This is a genomic window from Comamonas sp. FUJ_7, from assembly GCF_057369555.1.
The window spans coordinates 93,432-112,063 of record NZ_JBXXZI010000007.1 but is presented as its reverse complement, the minus strand read 5'-3'; the positions used below and the strand labels follow the sequence as shown (position 1 = coordinate 112,063).

The 18,632-nt window shown below is 57.2% G+C and carries 19 protein-coding genes; 9 read left to right on the top strand and 10 right to left on the bottom strand.

Annotated features, from left to right (window positions below; genetic code table 11):
- Positions 1 to 351 precede the first annotated feature (351 nt).
- The 3 genes from AC2I9W_RS12150 to AC2I9W_RS12140 all read left to right on the top strand — a co-directional run bounded on the left by AC2I9W_RS12150 (position 352) and on the right by AC2I9W_RS12140 (position 1,902).
- The gene (locus AC2I9W_RS12150) at positions 352 to 618 is read left to right on the top strand and encodes a ParD-like family protein (protein WP_486410214.1); all 267 of its coding nucleotides are present in this window, start codon (positions 352 to 354) and stop codon (positions 616 to 618) included.
- Complete coding sequence (gene map / locus AC2I9W_RS12145; RefSeq protein WP_486410213.1) at positions 615 to 1,421, top strand: type I methionyl aminopeptidase; 807 nt, start codon at positions 615 to 617, stop codon at positions 1,419 to 1,421. The genes AC2I9W_RS12150 and map overlap by 4 nt, the downstream gene beginning before the upstream one ends.
- Positions 1,422 to 1,569: 148 nt before the next feature.
- Entirely contained in the window at positions 1,570 to 1,902 is a 333-nt protein-coding gene (locus AC2I9W_RS12140; protein ID WP_486410212.1) for a DMT family transporter, read from the top strand.
- On the opposite strand, the gene AC2I9W_RS12135 is transcribed toward AC2I9W_RS12140, so the two are convergent.
- The 5 genes from AC2I9W_RS12135 to AC2I9W_RS12115 form a co-directional block, all read right to left on the bottom strand.
- A complete protein-coding gene (locus AC2I9W_RS12135; protein ID WP_486410211.1) occupies positions 1,896 to 2,588 on the bottom strand; it encodes an alpha/beta hydrolase in 693 nt (230 codons plus the stop codon). The two genes, AC2I9W_RS12140 and AC2I9W_RS12135, sit on opposite strands and share 7 nt — an antisense overlap.
- Positions 2,589 to 2,890: 302 nt before the next feature.
- The gene (gene arfB / locus AC2I9W_RS12130) at positions 2,891 to 3,301 is read right to left on the bottom strand and encodes an alternative ribosome rescue aminoacyl-tRNA hydrolase ArfB (protein ID WP_486410210.1); all 411 of its coding nucleotides are present in this window, start codon (positions 3,299 to 3,301) and stop codon (positions 2,891 to 2,893) included.
- The gene (locus tag AC2I9W_RS12125) at positions 3,298 to 4,248 is read right to left on the bottom strand and encodes an alpha/beta fold hydrolase (RefSeq protein ID WP_486410209.1); all 951 of its coding nucleotides are present in this window, start codon (positions 4,246 to 4,248) and stop codon (positions 3,298 to 3,300) included. Before AC2I9W_RS12125 ends, arfB begins: the two co-directional genes overlap by 4 nt.
- Positions 4,242 to 4,685 (bottom strand): type II 3-dehydroquinate dehydratase, encoded by a 444-nt coding sequence (aroQ, locus tag AC2I9W_RS12120; RefSeq protein WP_486410208.1) that lies wholly within the window; start codon positions 4,683 to 4,685, stop codon positions 4,242 to 4,244. Before aroQ ends, AC2I9W_RS12125 begins: the two co-directional genes overlap by 7 nt.
- 118 nt (positions 4,686 to 4,803) lie before the next feature.
- On the bottom strand, positions 4,804 to 5,172 hold the full coding sequence (locus AC2I9W_RS12115; protein ID WP_486410207.1) for a hypothetical protein: 369 nt from the start codon (positions 5,170 to 5,172) through the stop codon (positions 4,804 to 4,806).
- 199 nt (positions 5,173 to 5,371) lie between these two features.
- On the opposite strand from AC2I9W_RS12115, the gene AC2I9W_RS12110 reads away from it, so the two are divergent.
- The 3 genes from AC2I9W_RS12110 (at position 5,372) to AC2I9W_RS12100 (ending at position 9,946) form a co-directional block, all read left to right on the top strand.
- Positions 5,372 to 7,189, top strand: coding sequence for a glutamine--tRNA ligase/YqeY domain fusion protein (locus tag AC2I9W_RS12110; RefSeq protein WP_486410206.1), 1,818 nt, complete (start codon positions 5,372 to 5,374; stop codon positions 7,187 to 7,189).
- Positions 7,190 to 7,410: 221 nt separating this feature from the next.
- Positions 7,411 to 8,832, top strand: a complete 1,422-nt coding sequence (locus tag AC2I9W_RS12105) for a YdgA family protein (RefSeq protein ID WP_486410205.1) — start codon at positions 7,411 to 7,413, stop codon at positions 8,830 to 8,832.
- A 241-nt stretch (positions 8,833 to 9,073) separates the two neighbouring features.
- The gene (locus AC2I9W_RS12100; RefSeq protein ID WP_486410204.1) at positions 9,074 to 9,946 is read left to right on the top strand and encodes a peptidoglycan DD-metalloendopeptidase family protein; all 873 of its coding nucleotides are present in this window, start codon (positions 9,074 to 9,076) and stop codon (positions 9,944 to 9,946) included.
- Between the two features lie 72 nt (positions 9,947 to 10,018).
- Here AC2I9W_RS12100 and AC2I9W_RS12095 read toward each other — a convergent pair whose 3' ends face one another.
- Complete coding sequence (locus tag AC2I9W_RS12095; RefSeq protein ID WP_486410203.1) at positions 10,019 to 10,495, bottom strand: DUF2242 domain-containing protein; 477 nt, start codon at positions 10,493 to 10,495, stop codon at positions 10,019 to 10,021.
- Between the two features lie 450 nt (positions 10,496 to 10,945).
- Here AC2I9W_RS12095 and AC2I9W_RS12090 point away from each other — a divergent pair, with 450 nt between their 5' ends.
- Entirely contained in the window at positions 10,946 to 11,770 is an 825-nt protein-coding gene (locus tag AC2I9W_RS12090) for an META and DUF4377 domain-containing protein (RefSeq protein WP_486410202.1), read from the top strand.
- Between the two features lie 388 nt (positions 11,771 to 12,158).
- On the opposite strand, the gene AC2I9W_RS12085 is transcribed toward AC2I9W_RS12090, so the two are convergent.
- A complete protein-coding gene (locus AC2I9W_RS12085) occupies positions 12,159 to 12,506 on the bottom strand; it encodes a MoaF-related domain-containing protein (RefSeq protein ID WP_486410201.1) in 348 nt (115 codons plus the stop codon).
- 391 nt (positions 12,507 to 12,897) lie between these two features.
- Here AC2I9W_RS12085 and AC2I9W_RS12080 point away from each other — a divergent pair, with 391 nt between their 5' ends.
- On the top strand, positions 12,898 to 14,145 hold the full coding sequence (locus AC2I9W_RS12080; RefSeq protein ID WP_486410311.1) for an MFS transporter: 1,248 nt from the start codon (positions 12,898 to 12,900) through the stop codon (positions 14,143 to 14,145).
- 104 nt (positions 14,146 to 14,249) lie between these two features.
- On the opposite strand, the gene AC2I9W_RS12075 is transcribed toward AC2I9W_RS12080, so the two are convergent.
- Positions 14,250 to 15,245, bottom strand: coding sequence for a diaminopimelate dehydrogenase (locus AC2I9W_RS12075; protein ID WP_486410200.1), 996 nt, complete (start codon positions 15,243 to 15,245; stop codon positions 14,250 to 14,252).
- Between the two features lie 70 nt (positions 15,246 to 15,315).
- Positions 15,316 to 16,206 carry an EamA family transporter RarD gene (gene rarD / locus AC2I9W_RS12070; RefSeq protein WP_486410199.1) on the bottom strand — a complete coding sequence of 297 codons (891 nt, stop codon included), beginning with the start codon at positions 16,204 to 16,206 and terminating at the stop codon, positions 15,316 to 15,318.
- Between the two features lie 268 nt (positions 16,207 to 16,474).
- Here rarD and AC2I9W_RS12065 point away from each other — a divergent pair, with 268 nt between their 5' ends.
- Positions 16,475 to 17,233 (top strand): pseudouridine synthase, encoded by a 759-nt coding sequence (locus AC2I9W_RS12065; RefSeq protein ID WP_486410198.1) that lies wholly within the window; start codon positions 16,475 to 16,477, stop codon positions 17,231 to 17,233.
- A gap of 130 nt (positions 17,234 to 17,363) precedes the next feature.
- Here AC2I9W_RS12065 and AC2I9W_RS12060 read toward each other — a convergent pair whose 3' ends face one another.
- The gene (locus AC2I9W_RS12060) at positions 17,364 to 18,383 is read right to left on the bottom strand and encodes a DHH family phosphoesterase (protein ID WP_486410197.1); all 1,020 of its coding nucleotides are present in this window, start codon (positions 18,381 to 18,383) and stop codon (positions 17,364 to 17,366) included.
- Positions 18,384 to 18,632: the final 249 nt, after the last annotated feature.

The following is an 18,632-nucleotide window of genomic DNA, read 5'->3' as shown; positions in this document are numbered from 1 at the left end:
TGCCAGATCACTTCGCTTGTCTGGCTCGCATTGATTGTTCTTCAATTTTTATAGCAAGAAAACCAATAGGGTTAAGGACTAAACAGCTAAAATATATCTTTTATAAGACTTGTACCGTACGAACGCAAGTCTGAGCACCCATGTATTGCCTTGGTCTTACAAAAAGAGGCCAATACCATTGCCACACATTGCTGGTTAGCTATCAATTTATTCACTGCCTTGCATTTCTAAAAGGCTCGAAAAGCACTTGAGCAAGAGACGCTTGCCAATGCATTACAAAACCGCTGTCGCAACCATGAATTTTTCTTTTGTCAATATATGAAACATATATTCCACCTATGATCCCTCCGCATGGGAATCGTCAAAATTTCAGATCACTTGCACGACCAGATTCGTGTTTCCAGTGCGGCCCTGGGTCGTTCCATTAACGCCCAAGTCGAGCATTGGCTGCGTGTAGGCCAACTAGCAGAGCATCACCCTCAGCTCAATTACGAGGGCATTTGCGCCCTGCTCTTGCAAGAGGCCCAGAGTCTGGTTGCACAGGCAGAGCCCGGTTTTGAAGTCGATCGCAGCATTCGCCGCCCTCGCACCGAACGTTTGTCAGGAGGCCTGCAATGAAGCGCGGCAAGCAAAAAGTCGTCCCCATCAACGACGCATCCGATATTTACCTCTCTCGCAAGGCTGGGGGTCTGGCTGCCAAAGTGCTGGCCATGCTGACACCTCATGTCCAGCCCGGCGTCAGCACCGAACACCTGGACAAGCTCTGCCACGACTACATCGTCAACGAGCTGAAATGCGTACCGACCAACGTGGGCTACTACGGCTTTCCCAAAACGGTGTGCACTTCCGTGAACCACGTGGTCTGCCACGGGATACCGGACGCAGGGCAAATCCTCAAGGAGGGAGACATCGTCAACGTAGACGTTGCTGTGACAACACCCGAAGGCTGGATAGGGGACACGAGCCGCATGTACTACGTCGGCCAGCCCAGCAATCTGGCCAGGCGTCTGGTCAATACGACTTATGAGGCGCTGGTCGCTGGCATTCATGCTGTCAAGCCAGGCGCCACACTGGGCGATGTGGGGCACGCCATTCAGTCAGTAGCCCAGCGCGAGCGCTTTTCTATCGTGCGCGACTATTGCGGTCACGGCATTGGCAAGGTCTACCACGACGAGCCACAGGTGCTGCACTACGGCACCCCCGGCCAGGGGCTGGTGCTGCAGCCCGGCATGATCTTTACCATTGAGCCCATGCTCAACGCAGGCAAGGCTGCCACACGCGAGCTGTCCGATGGCTGGACGGTCATCACCAATGACAAGGCTCTTTCTGCACAGTGGGAGCATATGGTCGTGGTCACCGAAACCGGCTTTGATGTATTGACCGCCTGGCCAGAAGGCACGGGCGACTACCCGGCTATCTAAGCAACCGAACCCACAGGCTGTGGGGGCCATTTTGACGCATCACCTGTTCGCACAGCCTGCAGCCTTTGACAAGGCTGCGCCAAATGCGCATAGGGCTTTGCATATCGATCAGGCTGCGGCTGCCCCAACAGGTTCTACAGTCACCACCATGACAAATTACCTGTACCTGGGGCTGGCCATCATCTGCGAAGTGATTGCCACGTCGTTTCTGGCTCGCTCGGACGGCTTCACCAAACTACCTCCTACCGCCATCGCTCTCACCGGCTATTCCATTTCCTTTTATCTGCTGTCATTGACGCTGCGAACCGTACCGACTGGCGTGGCCTATGCCATCTGGTCCGGTGTCGGCATCGTGTTGGTGACTGCAGTTGCCTATTTCTGGCAAGGCCAGAAGCTCGATGCCCCGGCTCTGGCTGGCATGGCCATGATTGTGGGCGGCGTCCTTGTGATCAATCTGTTCTCGAGCACTGCGGGTCACTGATCGGATTCGTCGCCAAAGTCATTCGCAGATACCGTCAAGTCCTGCAACCACTGCATGCTCGCTCGCAACTCCTCAGGGCGGATTTCATGAGCGCCTGGATACTCGTGATAGCTCAGTTGCAGAGGCAGTGCTGCAAGGCGGTCACGCACAGCATGCGCACTGGTCAAAGGGATCACATTGTCATAACTGCCGTGACTGACCCAAGCCGACTTGCCTGCAAAAGCCGCAGCAGGCGCATGCAGCGATGCAATCTCGGGCAGCAAACGGCTATGCCAGACCACCACCCCACGCAAGGACTGTGGCTGGGTCAGCAACTGGCTCAGTGCCATGATGCCGCCCTGACTAAAGCCACCCAGCACAATGCGTTCTGGCGGAATGCCCAGTTGCGAGGCGGCGGTCTCCACCGTCTGCTGCACCAGGATTCGCGCCTGCTGCTCCTGAGGCACATTGATATGGCGCGTGCCATCAGCATCTACCGTGAACTGGAACCAAGCATAGGCACCCATGCCCATGGCAAAAGGTGCACGCAGACTGAGTACATGGAACTGAGGTGGGACATAGGGAGCCAGTCCAAACAGGTCCTGCTCATTGCTTCCCACTCCATGCATCAGCACCAGCAGCCAGGTCTGCTGACCGGCTACGGCTTGCGCGGGTCGCTCCAGATAAGTCAAAGGCAAGGTGTTCATGACACACTCCGAAGGCAGCTTGATATGGAATAAATTTTGAAAAAACAGGCTGTAGCGCTTTTGTATTCTGCGCTTATAGCTATCAAATCAATATAGCGCAGACCCGCCGGCACACGTCATACAGTGCTTGTAACAACAACCGAAAATTCGCAAAATCATCAAAAAAAGAGCATTTAGCGCCAGCCATCTCTTGTTTTCATCTCAAAAACCATCTAAAAACAAGTATTAACAAGCACCATGTGCTCCTATTATTTGAGCTTTGATGGTTTTTAAGACACTGTTTCGAGATCGCACGCCCGCGCTCAATCGAGCACTCTTGCCCTCAGTGCCTTGACGCCCGAGCGCAAGCTCTTGCTTTGCAAGCGCCTTTGCTGCGAGCCCCAGGTTGGCTTGGTTGCCTTGCGTGGTTTGGGAGGAAGAGCCACAGTGGCTACCAGTGCATTCAGGCGCTCCAAGCCATCCCACAGATTGTGTTCCTGCGTGCGGTATTTCTGCGCCTTGATGACAAGCACACCTTCGGTCGAGATACGCGAATCGCCCAGCGACAGCAGGCGCTGCTGAACATCGGCCGGCAAACGCGAAGCCCGGATGTCAAAGCGCAAATGCACGGCACTGGCAACCTTGTTGACGTTCTGCCCTCCCGGCCCCTGCGAGCGCACAGCACTCCACTGCACGTCATCCTCGGTCAACTCAAAAACCAGAGGATTGCTCATGGCAGAGCCCGCTGCAATGCAACGCAAAAGGCTGCTGGGTTTTCATGCTGTGCCCAGTGCCCCGCACCAGCCATGACCTGCCAATGCAATACACCGGAGCACTTGCTGCGCATCAGGCTCTGCAACTCGTCAAGACGCCCCTCATACAGTGGGTCGTGCTCGCCGTAAATAGCTGCAACTGGTAGTTTGATGTGAGCCAGAGCCTGGCTCAGCACATCGGTGCGTGACAGCCTTCTGCGCGGCAAGCGATCGCGAGCGACATTGAGTGCATGCAGCGCCAGCGTCTCGTCATCAATCAGGCTCTCGTCATGCAGCATGAGAGCCGCAATATTGTGATGATGGGCACGCATCTGCGCCTGCTGGCCCTCCAAGTGCCGCCATCCCAGCAAGCGCACGGTTCGACCCTCGGTCATCCCCATGCCGGGAGCGCCCACCACAAGCAGACGCTGCACCAGCTCTGGAAACTCCGCAGCCAGCAGACCAGCCGCCATGCCGCCAAAAGAAAAGCCCACCAAGTCACAGACGGGCCCGGTATTCGCCCCTTCACCCACATTACCCAGCAACTGCTCAATGCCACAAGCCAGAGGCTGCAGCAACGTATCCACATCCATGCCGCCAGGCACACGATCGGACTCGCCGAAACCGGGCAAGTCGGCCAGCCACAGGGTATATCCAGCCTCGGTCAACGGCTCAATCACGCGCAGCCAATGCGTCCAGCTTCCGCTGCCACCATGCAGCATTACCAGTGGCAAACCCTTGCGCACAACACCTTCAGGAGGCTGCCAGCCATGCCAGACCATGGCTCCGCTGTCGGCTTCTGAGCCAAGGCGAGTCTGCACACGCTGCGCCTGCGCTTTCAAGCGGGCAATCGCAGGCGGCACGGCAATCCCCAGCTCATGCGATACCTGCTCTAGCGAACAGGCCTGTTCCGCAGCCACGCTCACCACTGGGCCACCGCATCAATGGCCAAGCCGTAGCCAGCCACGCCAAAACCACACATCACAGCCCGCGCCGTGGCCGACAGGTAGGAGTGGTGCCTAAAGCTTTCACGCGCATGAACATTGCTGATATGCAGCTCCACCAACGGCACAGCCGTTCCCTTGACGGCATCGAGAATAGCCACACTGGTATGGGTGTAAGCAGCAGCATTGAGGACCAATGCCTGCAATTGCCCCTGTGCGTGCAGACGGCCGGCTTCGTGAATCCAGTCCACCAGTTGCCCTTCATGGTTGCTTTGTCGGAACTCCAGGCTGAGGCCGTGGCGCGTGCAAGCATCTTCACAAAGCTTCTGCACATCTGCCAACGTCGCAGAGCCGTAAATAGCCGGCTCACGCATCCCCAGCAAATTGAGATTGGGACCATTGAGGACATAAACGGTTTTCACGGGAAAGCACTCCTGTTGTTATGACTGCTCCGGATTATGCGATTGCAGAGCCCTGCATGCAGGCATAAAAAACGGCTGCAAGAGCAGCCGTTAAGTGGAGCACGATTGTTCACGCGCATTACCGACGATGGTGGTGGTGGTGATGGTGTCGATGTCCATGCCAGCGCGGCCCTCCTCGGTAATAGCCTGGTCCCGGCACCACCATTACAGGAGCGGGCCGGTACACCGGGGGCGGCGGAGCGTAATACACAGGTGCAGGCGGCGCATAGTAAACAGGACGCGGGGGCACATAGACCGGAGCCGGAGCCATATATGGTGTGGCATAGACAGGAGCACCAACACCCACAGCCACGCCTGGCACACCAATACCAACGGAGAAGCTGACGCCGCCATGGGCATGTGCACCCGCTGCTGCCATCAGGCCTGCAACAGCCAATGAACCCATGGCCAGCCAGCGGGCTACGCGGGGGGAAGTGCTTCCGTACATCACAATCTCTCCTCTATGGATGAAATTCATTGAGCGAGCCAACGAGCACATGCGCTCAAGCCGCCTTGGCTTCTAACGTTTCAGACTCCTGTCAGGATGGCATAGTTCCTCAAAAAGATTGTGTCCAAATGCACATCCTGCAAAACAGCAGTGTCCGCAGGACAATATGAGGTCATGACAGCCAGCCTAAAATGCTGCGATGAGCTCTGCTGACGCCTCCAAATCCCACAACGCCGCTCCCGAAGCGGTCAAGCCCACCAACTTCCTGCGCCAGATTATTGAATCGGATCTGGACAAGGGCACTTATGCCTCCCGTCACTGGGGTGGCACGCCCGGCGATGCCCAGCATCACCAGAGCGGCCAGGTGGATGAAGCCAAGATTCGCACCCGCTTTCCGCCGGAGCCCAATGGCTACCTGCACGTCGGTCATGCCAAGTCTATCTGCCTGAACTTCGGTCTGGCACGCGACTTTGGCGGCGTCTGCCACCTGCGCTTTGACGACACCAACCCTGAAAAAGAAGATCAGGAATACGTGGACGGCATCATTGATGCTGTCAAATGGCTGGGCTTTGACTGGAAGGATGCAGATGGTCACGAGAACCTCTACTTTGCCAGTAACTACTTCGAATTCATGCACCGCTGCGCGGTCTACCTGATCGAGCAAGGTCTGGCCTATGTGGACGAGCAGTCTGCCGAGGACATGAAAACCAATCGCGGCGACTTCACTCGCCCCGGCGTGAACAGTCCCTTCCGCGACCGCTCCGTGGCCGAAAACCTGCAGCGCTTTGCCGACATGAAGGAGGGCAAGCTGCCCGATGGCGCCGCCGTGCTGCGCGCCAAGATCGACATGGCTGCGCCCAATATCAATCTGCGCGACCCAGCCATCTACCGCGTGCGCCATGCCGAGCACCACAACACCGGCAACCAGTGGTGCATCTACCCGATGTATACCTTTGCGCACCCCATTGAGGATGCCTACGAGCACATCACCCACTCCATATGCACGCTGGAGTTTGAAGACCAGCGTCCCTTCTACGACTGGCTGCTGAATCACCTGCGCGAAGGCGGCCTGATCGATGCGCCTCAGCCTCGTCAGTACGAGTTCTCGCGCTTGAACCTGACCTATGTCATCACCAGCAAGCGCAAGCTCAAGCATCTGGTGGACAACAACTTTGTCACCGGCTGGGATGACCCCCGCATGCCTACCGTGGTCGGCCTGCGCCGTCGTGGCTACACACCGGCATCCATCCGTAACTTCTGCGAACGCATTGGTGTGACCAAGGACTACGCCTGGATCGACTACGGCACGCTGGACGGCTGCCTCCGAGAAGACCTGGAAAGCAAGGCACACCGCGCCATGGTGGTGCTGGACCCGGTCAAACTTGAGCTCACCAACTGGGCCGAAGTTTTTGGCAATGCCGATCACCTGGAGCAATGCTCTTTGCCTGCCCTGCCTCACGCAGCGGAAGGTGAAGCAGTGCCCGAGCGCCACTTCACTCTGGGTCGCGAGGTCTGGATCGAGCGCGAAGACTTTGCAGAAGTGCCGCCCAAGGGCTATAAGCGCCTCTTTCCCGGCAACAAGGTGCGCCTCAAAGGCGGCTATGTGATCGAGTGCACGGGCGCCGAAAAGGATGCAGATGGCAATGTGAGCAAAGTCCTTGCCACTGTGGTGCCCGACACCAAGAGCGGCACTCCTGGTGCCGACAGCGTCAAGGTCAAGGCCGCCATCACATGGGTGGGTGTGGCCGATGGCGTGCAAGCGGAAGTGCGCATGTATGACCGCCTGTTCACCGATCCCCAGCCTGATGCCGGTGGCAAGGACTTCCTGACCCTGCTGAACCCCGACAGTCTCAAGGTCGTGACCGCTTATGTCGAGCCTTCGCTCAAGGTCGCACAGCCTGATGACAAGTTCCAGTTCGAGCGCTTTGGCTACTTTGTGGCAGACCGTCACGATCACACGACAGACAAGCCGGTGTTCAACAAGATTACCGGTCTCAAGGACAGCTGGGGCAAGTAGTACCCCGTCCTGAGCCATCAAAGGCTGCCGTTTTTCGGCAGCCTTTTTTTGTTTGCACTCATTTATGCAGTACCTTCAGTACTTTGAGCAGATACCAGCAATATGCATCAACTTCCGCACTGATATCCCTCTATAAGCTCTCGTTTTTCTTTTAGATCACTGAATAACGCCATCTAAAAATATTGATGGCCAAAAGAGTTTGAAACCATCCAAGGAACGTAATGAATAAGAAAGCAGGCGCAGGAATTGCGGCAGCCATCGCCGTCATCGTGGCAGGCACATTGGGCACTAGCTACTACATGGGCACAAAGCTGCAGCAAAGCTTCACCGAAGGGCTTGCCAAAGGGGAAGAGCACGGCGTCAAGATCCAGATCGCCAGCTATGAGCGCGGGGCCTTCTCTTCCACAGCAAAAACCATCTGGACCCTGAACAACAGCAGTGACCCCGTACAGTTCACCGCAGAGCACAAAATCAACCACGGCCCCTTGCCTATGGGCCATGCTGCAGAAATCCATACTCGCTTCAATCTTCCAGACGACACCGATCCCGCGCTGAAGACCGCTCTCAATGGCCGCTCACCTCTGGAGGTCGAAACCAAGGTCGGGTGGAGCCGCGCCAGCACCAGCGTGATGACTTCGCCAGCCGTCAACACACAGTTCAAGGACAGCGAGATGAACTGGGGCGGCATGAAAGTCATCTGGGACATGCCAGCGGATATGAAAGCCGCGAAAGGAAATGCTCATTTCGCCGGCCTGCAATTTAAGGATGAAGAAGGCAGTGTGAGCCTGGACAAAGCCGAGATGCGCTTTGACGTCAAGCAGCCTCAGGGCCAGAAATTTTGGACCGGCCCCTTTGCGATGACGATTGCCAAGATTGCAGCCTCCAAACAGGAGGAGGAAGGCAAGACCTCTTCCAGCCAGTTTGCAGAGATCTCCATGGATTCAGACACCGTTCTCCAAGGGGATGTCGTTCAGATGTCTTTGAAAACAAGCATCAAAACGGCCAAGCTAGAAGACAAGCAGGCCGACGATCTGGTGCTGGACATGGCCTTCAACAATATCGATACCAACTGGATCAACCAGGTCATGGAAATGAGCAAGCGCAATAATCCGCTGCTTGGCTCAAGCGATGAGGAGTCCGACGAAGCTCGCTCCGATGACGAGTCCACGCTTGACCTGCGCACCAACATGCTCAAGTCACTGACGCAAGCACTGGCCCGTCACCCTGAGATCGAGTTCAAACGTCTGTCCATGCGCACGCCCGACGGAGTGAGTGAGTTTTCGGCCGCGATTCAATATCTGGGCGATGGCCAAACCATGGGCAACCTGATGCAGGACCTGAAGGTCAGCCTCAAGGCCGATATGCCAAAGCCCTTCATGGAAAACATGCTGCTTTCTCGCAAGCGCTCCAGCTTGCTGGCTGCTTTCGAAGGTGATGGCGACTACAGCAGCGAAGACCTTGAAGAAGCGGCCAAAGTGCAAGCTCAGGCCAGTCTTGAAATGCTCACAGAGCAAGGGATTTTTGCCGAGCAGGATGGAAAAATGCGCACTGATATTGCCTTTACAAAGGGTGAGTTCCACGTCAATGGCAAGCCACTCAACCCCGAAGGATCCGCAGTGCTGATGGGCGAAGCGCTGGAATAAGGCCTTGCAACCTGGATGCTGACCGTTCTCGCCATATTGATCCTGGTGCTGGTCATTGTCTTTTTGATCATGCGCTAGCTGCGCCTCTGCAGCACACGTCCATACCGCGTGTGCTGCGAGACACGTTCATTCGCATGAGCCTGGCGCAAGGCTCGCGCGCATCAAAGCTCATGACTGTCAATTCATGCTATGGTTCTAGTAACTTAAAGCGCTTGATACATATAGTCTAGAAGCCTTTTTGATGCCTAAAACCATGACTTTCCACAGCACTTTCGACAGGCGCAAACTCCTTCAGTCTTTGGGCATGGCAACCGGCCTTGCCAGCATTCCCAGCTGGGCTACCCCTGCTGGTGCCGATAGCCACGTCTGGCCACAAGACAGCCGAGTCCCTGGCGGCATTGCACGTCTTTCGTTAGGTCCATCCCCCGAGCGTCCGCGCCTGCGTTTTAACGAAGCCCCAGTGCTTGTGACCGGCGACATGATTGAATGGACTGCTTTGATCGGCCTTCCTCTGGCCACCGCTCCTGGCGAATACAGCCTGCCCGTTGAAATCGACGGCCAGTCACAGCAAAAGCGCTTCATTGTTCAAACTAAAAAATATGTAGAGCAGCGCCTCAAGGTCTCACCGAAGACCGTAGACCTCTCCCCCGAAGACAACGCACGCTACGAACGCGAAGCCGCCCATCAAAAGACGGTCATGGCGACTCTCAGCGAGCCTCCTGCGCTGGGTAGCCTGCAAATGCGTGTCCCTGTGCCGGGACGCCGCTCCAGCTCTTTTGGGCTGCGCCGCATCTTCAACGGACAGCCCCGCAATCCACACAGCGGCATGGACATTGCGGCCGCAACCGGTACTCCAGTGCGCTCCCCACTCCCCGGAAAAGTCATTGATATTGGCGATTATTTTTTTAATGGCGGCACTGTTTGGCTGGACCATGGAGGCGGCTTGCTGTCCATGTATTGCCACCTGAGCCAGATCGACTGCAAGCTCGGCGACCGGCTGCAGACAGGAGATGCTTTTTGCAAAGTAGGCGCGACAGGGCGTGTGACGGGGCCGCACCTGCACTGGGGCGTGATGCTCAATCGCACCATGGTAGACCCAGCGCTGTTCCTCTAAAACAGAGGCATAGAAACAAAAAGCGGCCTCACTCGCCGCTTTTTTTATGAATCTCGACCGCTTAATACTGCGTTATGGCGCTTCCTTGTCTTGCTGCAGATAATTTTCAAGCAGCTCGAAAAAGCTGTCATAAAAGCTGCGTTTGGAGATCGTTTCACTGCCCACCTTGACCAGTGATTCACTGCTGGACGAAAACGGCAAGGACAAGGATCCTAGAGCACTCACCCCCACACTGGCAGAGTTGGCGCTTTTCTTGATCGTGTAGCGATCTTGCAGCGCGGTCACAAAGCCCAGGCTGACCTTGCCATCCGAGCTTTGCGGCACACAGACTACGCGGAAATTGATTTCCAGATTGGTTTCGACATTGGGCTGGAAGTTCTTGCGCCCCTCGATCAACTCATTCGTTCTGGCCGTGGCGATATACCCCTGACTGAGCAAAGCTCGCCGAGCAGCTTCACAAGTCTGCGCAGGCGTGGCATCAAAACCCCGAGAGAATGTGGCGCTGGAATCGAAAGTTTCCTCCAAAGGGGTATGAGAAGCCTTGGTCATAGAGCAAGCACTCAGAACACCTGCCAATACCCCACCCCATACCAACCGCACTGCACTTTTTGCCAACAAAGCAGCATTCGCTGATCGCACATAACCTCCTTGACACCCTAGCTACGCCATTCGCAAACCATTTGCGTCAAGAGTAGCACCCGACAAACTTCCCCTCGGGGAATCAGCATATCGCCTACACGGATTTTTTCTATCTTTACAGAGACTTCACAAGGCCTCTTGCGTGATGCGCGCAAGTTTGTGTGACGACAGCCTTTTTCCATTTTCATGGAGCAGCACCTGCTGACACTTTCGCCTTCTGGCGCACAAATATGGCTTCTTTCGCCTTCGAAAGCTCGTGAGCCAGTCGCAGAAGCTGATATGGTCAGCACAGAACTGATAGCGTGGACGCCATTTGCCATCGCTTTTCTCAAACCTTGCTCATATCTTCAAGGACGCTTTATGACTTTTCGTTGGACCTGGTGCCTTCCTCTCGTTGCATCCATGACTCTGGCAGCCTGCGGCACCTCTAGCGGCGGCGGAGCAGCCAAGCCCGGCCCTACTGGCCCGGCCGGCGATGCCACCTCTCTGACGGCTTACCACTGGAAGCTTCAGCAAGCTTTTAACCCTGCGGGCAATGAAGACCAGTCCTGGTTTCTCAGCTCCAGCCAGGCTCCTATCGAGCTGGATTTTGTGGAGCAGCGCGTTGTCGTCAAAAACCTGTGCAACACCATCTCATCGCCCTATAGCGTCGAAGGCCAGCGCCTGAATTTGCAACGTGGCATGAGCACCTTGCGCGCATGCAATGACAGTCAGCTGATGATGCTGGAGCAAAAAGTCGCTCGTATTCTGCCCACCGCCAAACAGTGGAATGTTCAACTGGGAGGAAACACCGAAGAGCAGCCTCGTCTGACACTGCAGTTCATCGACGGCACCCGCTGGCAGCTCAACGGCAACCCCACCGCACAGACACAGTACGGCAGTGCGCCCGAACGCATCTTTCTTGAAGTAGCCCCTGAGCGTAAAACCTGCAGCAATGGCGTTGCCAAGGATTACCAGTGTCTGCAAGTGCGTGAAATTCGCTACGCTGATAACGGTGTCAAGACCTATACGGGTCAATGGGAGAACTTCTACGACGAGATCCAGGGCTACAAGCATGAAGCCGGCGTGAGCAATATTCTTCGCATCAACCGCTTCAAGCGCAAGAACGTTCCTGCCGATGCATCGAGCTATGCCTATGTACTGGACATGGTGGTGTCCACTGCCATCGTCGACAAGCGCAAGTAAATTTGCCCTCTGATATAAAAAAGCCGGCATCGAGCCGGCTATTTTTATTGCCTCAAGTTTTGGAACATCAAGAATGTTTCACGGCTTTGCAGCAGAAAGCTGCGCCTTGCTTCGCACAAAAATGTCTTCTACAACAAACAGTTAGAAAACATATTCATAGACATGCTTGCGACCACTGCAATCACCGCTTTATGCCCATCAACTGTGGAGCTGCCTGTGGACAACCCACAGGGAAACGCTGCAAACCCGCACAGGTACTGGATTCAGGCAAAGCGATCAAAAAATATGCAATGACTGCCTGTCTCATTGATGTTTCACAGATAAAAAAGCCGGCACCCTTGGGATGCCGGCAAGAGAGGAGAGACACAGTCCTCACACACGAAACCATTCAGCGCAGTTGAAAGCGCCCTTCCACGAACATGGAGGAGCGGTGGCCTGTATCGCACTGATCATCAGCATATGACCAGAACGCCTGCACCGTGCCTTTGGCCGAATCGATGACCTGGCTGACCGTGAAGCCGGTTTTCTCGATCCAGTTCAAAAAATGCAGATGATCGCTCAGCTGCAGATAGCCGAGTTTTTCGCAACCTTCCGAGACATGGCCCAGAGAATCCACGACACGCCAGCGCATCTGCCCATTGGCCGTGTAACGCACTTCCGCCTTGCTGTCAGGAAATTCAATCACTGCATCCCGCCCCAAAAGAGTTCCTGCGTATTGCATCGAAAGCATGGACATGATGAGCTCCTTGAGTGAAAGCGTCGCTATGCACAACGCCAAACTATTTGCATGAAGCTATGGTGAATCGACACCCGTCCTTTCCTTGTGGGAAAGAAGCGCATGCCATCGTCGGTGAACATTTTTTGACAAAACCAGCACGTTTGCTGCGGTGTTTCATGGCTCTTTCTTTGCCGGCTTCGCATAGCACGCACGGCAGCCGCACTATCGCAAAGCAGGCGCTCGGCATTCAGCTCCATCGCTCATACTCGGCAGCCAGACTCTTAGCTGGATCCGCGTGTAACCCATCCCGGCACGCAAGCTCCACTGCTGCTTCACGGAACTTATCTTGTCTCAGCTCGCTTCCTCTTGCTCTGCAAGCCCAAACACTCAGCCACCGACTCGCCCTCCTCTGAAAGACCCGGCGTTCATTCACTTTGTACTGGCACGCATGCTGGCCATGTTTGCGCAGCAAATGCAGGCCGTGGTGGTGGCCTGGCAGGTGTACGACATCACACGTGATCCGCTGTCCCTGGCCTATGTGGGGCTGGCGCAGTTTCTGCCCATGGCGGGACTGTTGATTCCCGCAGGCGATCTCAGCGATCGCATGAGCCGCAAACGTCTGCTCGGCATGAGCTGGCTGGTGGCTGCAGTGTGCTCGGGGCTGCTCTGGTTGATGGCCCAGAACGGCGCACACAATGTGCACGGGATTTATGCCGTGCTGGTGCTGTTTGGTTGCAGCCGCGCCTTCAGCGGGCCAGCCCTGCAAAGCCTGCTGCCGCAGATCGTGGCCCGTGAGCAACTGGCCAAGGCCCTGGCCACCAACAGCATGCTGATGCGTATCTCGGCCATTACAGCTCCCGTGCTGGGCGGCCTGCTCTATGCACTCGGTGGGGGCGTGCTGACATATGCGGTGTGCGGGCTTGCCTTGCTTGTCGGGGCGGCTCTGCTCAGTCAGGTGCCCGTGCGCTTTGCCAGTCCCCAAGCCATTGCCGATGCACATAGCACCATGTGGAAGCGCTTTGGCGAAGGGCTGCACTTCATGCGCACTCACCCCATTATTCTGGGCACCATCTCGCTCGACCTGTTTGCCGTGTTACTGGGCGGCGTGGTGGCTCTGCTTCCCGTCTATGCGCATGAAGTCCTCAAGGTCGGCCCCGAGGGCCTGGGTCTGCTGCGCTCGTCCATGGCCGTGGGCGAAGTCTGCATGGGTCTGTGGCTGGCCTCGCGCCCCATCAAGCGCCGCGTTGGCAAGGTGATGTTTGCGGCCGTGGCCGTCTTCGGCCTGGCCAATCTGGTGTTTGCGCTTTCGCACTGGTTTGTGCTGTCCATGCTGATGCTGGCCGTGGCGGGTGCTGCCGATATGGTCAGCGTCTACATTCGCAGCGCTCTGGTGCAGTTCTCCACGCCAGACTTCATGCGCGGCCGCGTCAATGCCGTAAACATGCTGTTCATTGGCTCATCCAACGAACTAGGCGAGTTCCGTGCAGGCAGCAGCGCCGCCTGGCTGGGCGCGGTGCCCGCCGCCATTGTGGGCAGCTTGTGCACGCTGGGCGTAGTGGGCGGCTGGATGTCACTGTTCAAGCCGCTGCGCGATGTGGATCGACTGGAAGACGCGGAGCGTGTGGGCACCGGAAAAAATGGCGGCGAAAATTCCTGATTTGATAGCTAACAGCGCTTGATATACATGCACTTCAGGCATATTTGACTCAAAAAAAAAGCCTCATCAAACTGATGAGGCTTTTTGCATGAGGCGCTGAAGGTTTACAGCAGCTCGGCGCGCAGCTCGGCAGCGCTCTTGGGCGACAGCATGCCAGGGGCCACATCAAACACGGTCTTGCAGCCGTGCTGACCGGCCTGGGCCATGCGGTGCACGGCACGGGCATAGGCTACCAGCACACTGGAGGTGAACTCGGGGTTGCTGTCCAGTTGCAGGCGGTATTCGATGACTTGCTTGTTCTCTGCGCTGGTGTTGCCGCTGCGGATCACAAAACCGCCGTGAGGCATGGCAGCGTGGTCGCGGGCCAGTTCTTCGGCCGTGATGAAGTTCACGGTGGTGTCGTACTGGTCAAAATAGTGGGGCATTTCCACAATGGTCCGGCGCACGGCTTCTGCATCCGCACCTTCCTTGAGCACCACATAGCAGTCACGCTGGTGCTTTTCGCGCGTGCTCAGCTCGGGGCGCACACCGGAGCGCACCTTGTTGACGGCTTCTTCCACGGGAATGGTGTACTGCACGCCGCCCGCCACGCCTTCGACGCGGCGAATCGCGTCGGAGTGGCCCTGGCTCAGGCCCTTGCCCCAGAAGGTGTAGGTCGCGCCGTCGGGCAGCAGGGCTTCGCCCATCACGCGGTTGATGGAGAACATGCCGGGGTCCCAGCCGGCCGAGATCAGCGCCGTGCACTGGCCGCCCTGAGCAGCCTTGTCCACATTGGCAAAGTGCTCGGGGATGCGGGCATGGGTGTCAAAGCTGTCCACCAGATTGAAGTGAGCAGCCAGCTCAGGAGTCTGCTTGGGCAGGTCGTCCTTGGAGCCGCCGCACAGGACCAGCACATCGACCTGGCCTTTGTGCGACAGCAAATCATCCATGGCGTAGACAGGGGTGCCAGCGTGCAAAGGCTTGAGCTGGGTGGGATCGCGGCGAGTGTAAATACCCGTCAGTTGCATATCGGGGTTCTTGGCGACTGCGGCTTCCACGCCGCGCCCCAGATTGCCGTAACCGACAATGCCAACGCGGATAGGGGATGGGGTCGATGCCATGACGAGCAATTCCTTCAAAGAGACAAAGCAGCAATTATTGCCTTGTTAGAGCACGCATCCTTAATCGCCCTCAGTGCACTCTGTGTGAACGCAAGCGCCATAAATGCCAGATGCCATCGACGATTAGCAGGCCTACGGCCACAAAAATCAGCGCATACGTCATCACCTGCTGCGGCGCAATGCTCTCGCCCAGCAGCCAGGCCACCGCCACCAGCAGTGCAGGCTCCACATAGGACAGCAGCCCGAACAGCCCCAGAGGCAGCCAGCGGCTGGCAATCATGTACAGCGCCAGCGCCACGGCACTGACAACGCCCAGCAGCGCCAGCAACATCCAAAGCTCGGAATGCTGCGCCACCAGTGACCAGCTATTGGGGCCACGCAAAGTAAAGCCCAGCGCCACAGGCAGCAGCAAAACCATATCCACCCAATGACCGGCCAGGGTATCGGTCTTCAGCCAGCGGCGCAGCGAAAAATAGGCCGTGTAGCCCAGCGCAACCACCCAGGTCTCCCAGGACATTCCGCCAGCCTGCCAAAACTCATGCGCCACGCCCGCCCCAGCAACCAGCGTGGCGGTCATCTGCCCCATCGTCAGCCGTTCGGCAAACAGCAAACGCCCAGCTATCACCATCACCAGCGGCAGCAAGAAATAGCCCAGCGACACCGGCAGCGCCGCTCCGTTCATAGGGGCCCACATGAAAATCCATAGCTGCACACCCAGCAGCGCAGCGCTCAGCAGCAATAAGCCCCCCAATCGAGGCTGCTTCATGGCGCGCATCAGCAATGCGCGCACGGCAGCCACTTCCTTGCGCGCAAACAGCAAGACTGTGGTGAAGGGAAGCGTAACCAGCACGCGCCAGCCAAAGATCTGTTCACCGTCCAGAGGAACCAGAAAGGGAGAGAGGTAATAAAGGCAAGCGAACAGAAAGGACGCCAAAACCGAGACGAGAACGCCCTTGAACATCACGAAAAAACAATAAAAACAGCCTCTAGCGCTTATGCATAAAGCGCTAGAAGCTATGAATAAGGAAGCAATGCAGCCATTTATGAGTGCTGCAAACCAGAGGCTTTATTGTCCGTGAACGCCCTCCGCGACGTGCGGCAGAGCGGCCATGCCAACCCTGGGCACCTGGAATGTCAGGTACATGTACGGAAAATCTGGAGCTGGGGTAGAGTGCGGCTCGCCCGGCCTATGCCCTCTCTTGTTTACCCCTCCGCCCTCCGCTGCACCAATGCCTGAATCCCCTCAGATCACCCATCCTCCTTTGCAGATCCTCTGGCAGGACGAACATCTGGTGGCGGTCTACAAACCTGCCGGCTGGCTGGTGCATCGCACAGGGCTGGATGCCCATGAAACCCGGTTTGTCATGCAGGCGCTGCGCGATCAGCTGGGCCAGCATGTCTGGCCCGTGCACCGGCTGGACAAGGGCACTTGTGGCGTGCTGGTGATGGCCCTGCACAAGGAAGCGGCTCACGCTCTGGCGGCCAGCTTTGCCGCGCATGAAACGCGCAAGGAATATCGGGCTCTGGTGCGTGGCTGGCTGCCTGACGCGGTCGAGGTGGATCACGCGCTCAAGCCCGACGACGCAGCCGAAGATGCTCCGGTGCAGGAAGCCCACACCCGCCTGCTTTGCCTGGCGCGCCTGTCCTGGCCCGAGAGCTATGACGGTCGCCACCCCGAAACCCGCATCAGCCTGGTTCAGGCCCTGCCCACCACAGGCCGCCGGCACCAGATTCGCCGCCATTTGAAGCATGTGGCCCACCCCATCATTGGCGATGCGACGCACGGCAAAGGGCCGCTGAATCGCTGGTGGGCCCAGCGCCTGGGCCTGCAGCGCCTGTGGCTGCATGCCCAGTCGCTGGAGATTGCCCATCCCATGAGCCGCACACCTCTGCGCTTTGAGGCGGACTGGACAGCCCTTCCCGAACTGCAGGAAGCGCAGGACTGGCAAAGATTGCTGGCACTTCCAGGCTGGCAGGCTCTGGCATAAAAAAAGGAGCTACGAGCGCTTGTCAATCCTTGATTTCAGATACAAAACCATCTGAAACTCAAGACTGCAGAGCGCTACCTGCTCCTTTTATTGCCAGCATCCGAGCTAACTCGAAGCCACAAGCAAGCTCTTATGCCGACTTGGGCGTCTCGCGAACCCACTTACCTTCTTCGTCAAACGTCAGTGTGGGCGCAGCGACGAATTCATACTGAGCTTCGGGATCGGCCTTGAGCTCGCCCTGCAGCAGCTCGACCAGACGCTCATTGGGCATCTTGAAGCCACAGGCCTGGGCATGGCCACCACCGCCAAAACTCTCAGCCAGCGGAATGCAGTTGAATTCCGAGCGCGAGCGCAGGCCCACCTTGGTCCCCTTGTGATTGGCATGCCACATCAGCGCAAAGCTGCCGCTTTGGCGCGCCAGCAGGTCACCCACCTGGCTGTGGAACATGCCGGGACAGTTGACCATCAGGCCCTGCTGGCCGTTGAAGACCAGCACCTGGGCGCCATCGGCAATATCGGCGCAGAGCTTCTGGAACTTCTCGTCCATGGCTCCGCCACGGGCCATGTACACCGTCTCCTGCTCGGGCGTGAAGGCGGCAATTTCGGCCCAGCGCTCGAACGTGCGCACCGGCTCCATGTCCAGCGCAGCCAGAAAGGCCGCGCTTTCGGGGAACGCCCATTTCCAGATATCGCGATCCTCGATGTAGCGAATCAGGCCGGGCACAGGCTTTTCAGGGTGGAAGAACTCCCAAGCCAGTCGCGCGCCGGATTTATTCATATCAAAGTGCACCACGCCGCACTGGCACTGGTAGCCGCTGAGTTTTTCAGCCGCGCTCTTGTGGTGATCCAGCACCACCAGTTTGGCGACACGCGACTCGATTTCAGCCATCAGCACGGGCTCAAAAGCAAAGTCAAGCACATAGACAGCGCGACCTGCCAGATCACCCAGGTCATCGGCCGTCTGGATCTCGCCGTGATCCAGCCCGCGAAACTCCGCCTGACCTTCATAGAACAGCCAGGCAGCCAGCGCCGCGCCAAAACCATCGGGACAGCGGCGGCCATGATAGAGGATGAGGGGGTTGGGATCGTTGCGATCGGGACGCACCAGCAACTGCTGGAACAGGGAAATTTTGGCGTTCTGTGCGGTCATAGGGCCGTATTTTCGCCGCTTGCCGCGCCCAACGACGCAGGCAGGGCATTGTCAGGCGCTGCCCCTGCATTTGCCTGCTCTGGCTTTAGTCAGTCTGCCTTGCTCCTTATCCCTTGGCGACTCTCCACCCCATACTTTTGTGAGTCACTGCTTGCTTTTTGCTCAGTTAACACAAGCGTTGAAATCCCTGATTTCGGTATCTACCTAAGTCCCCTGCCTTCGCATACGCCTATGATGGGGGTCTTGCTA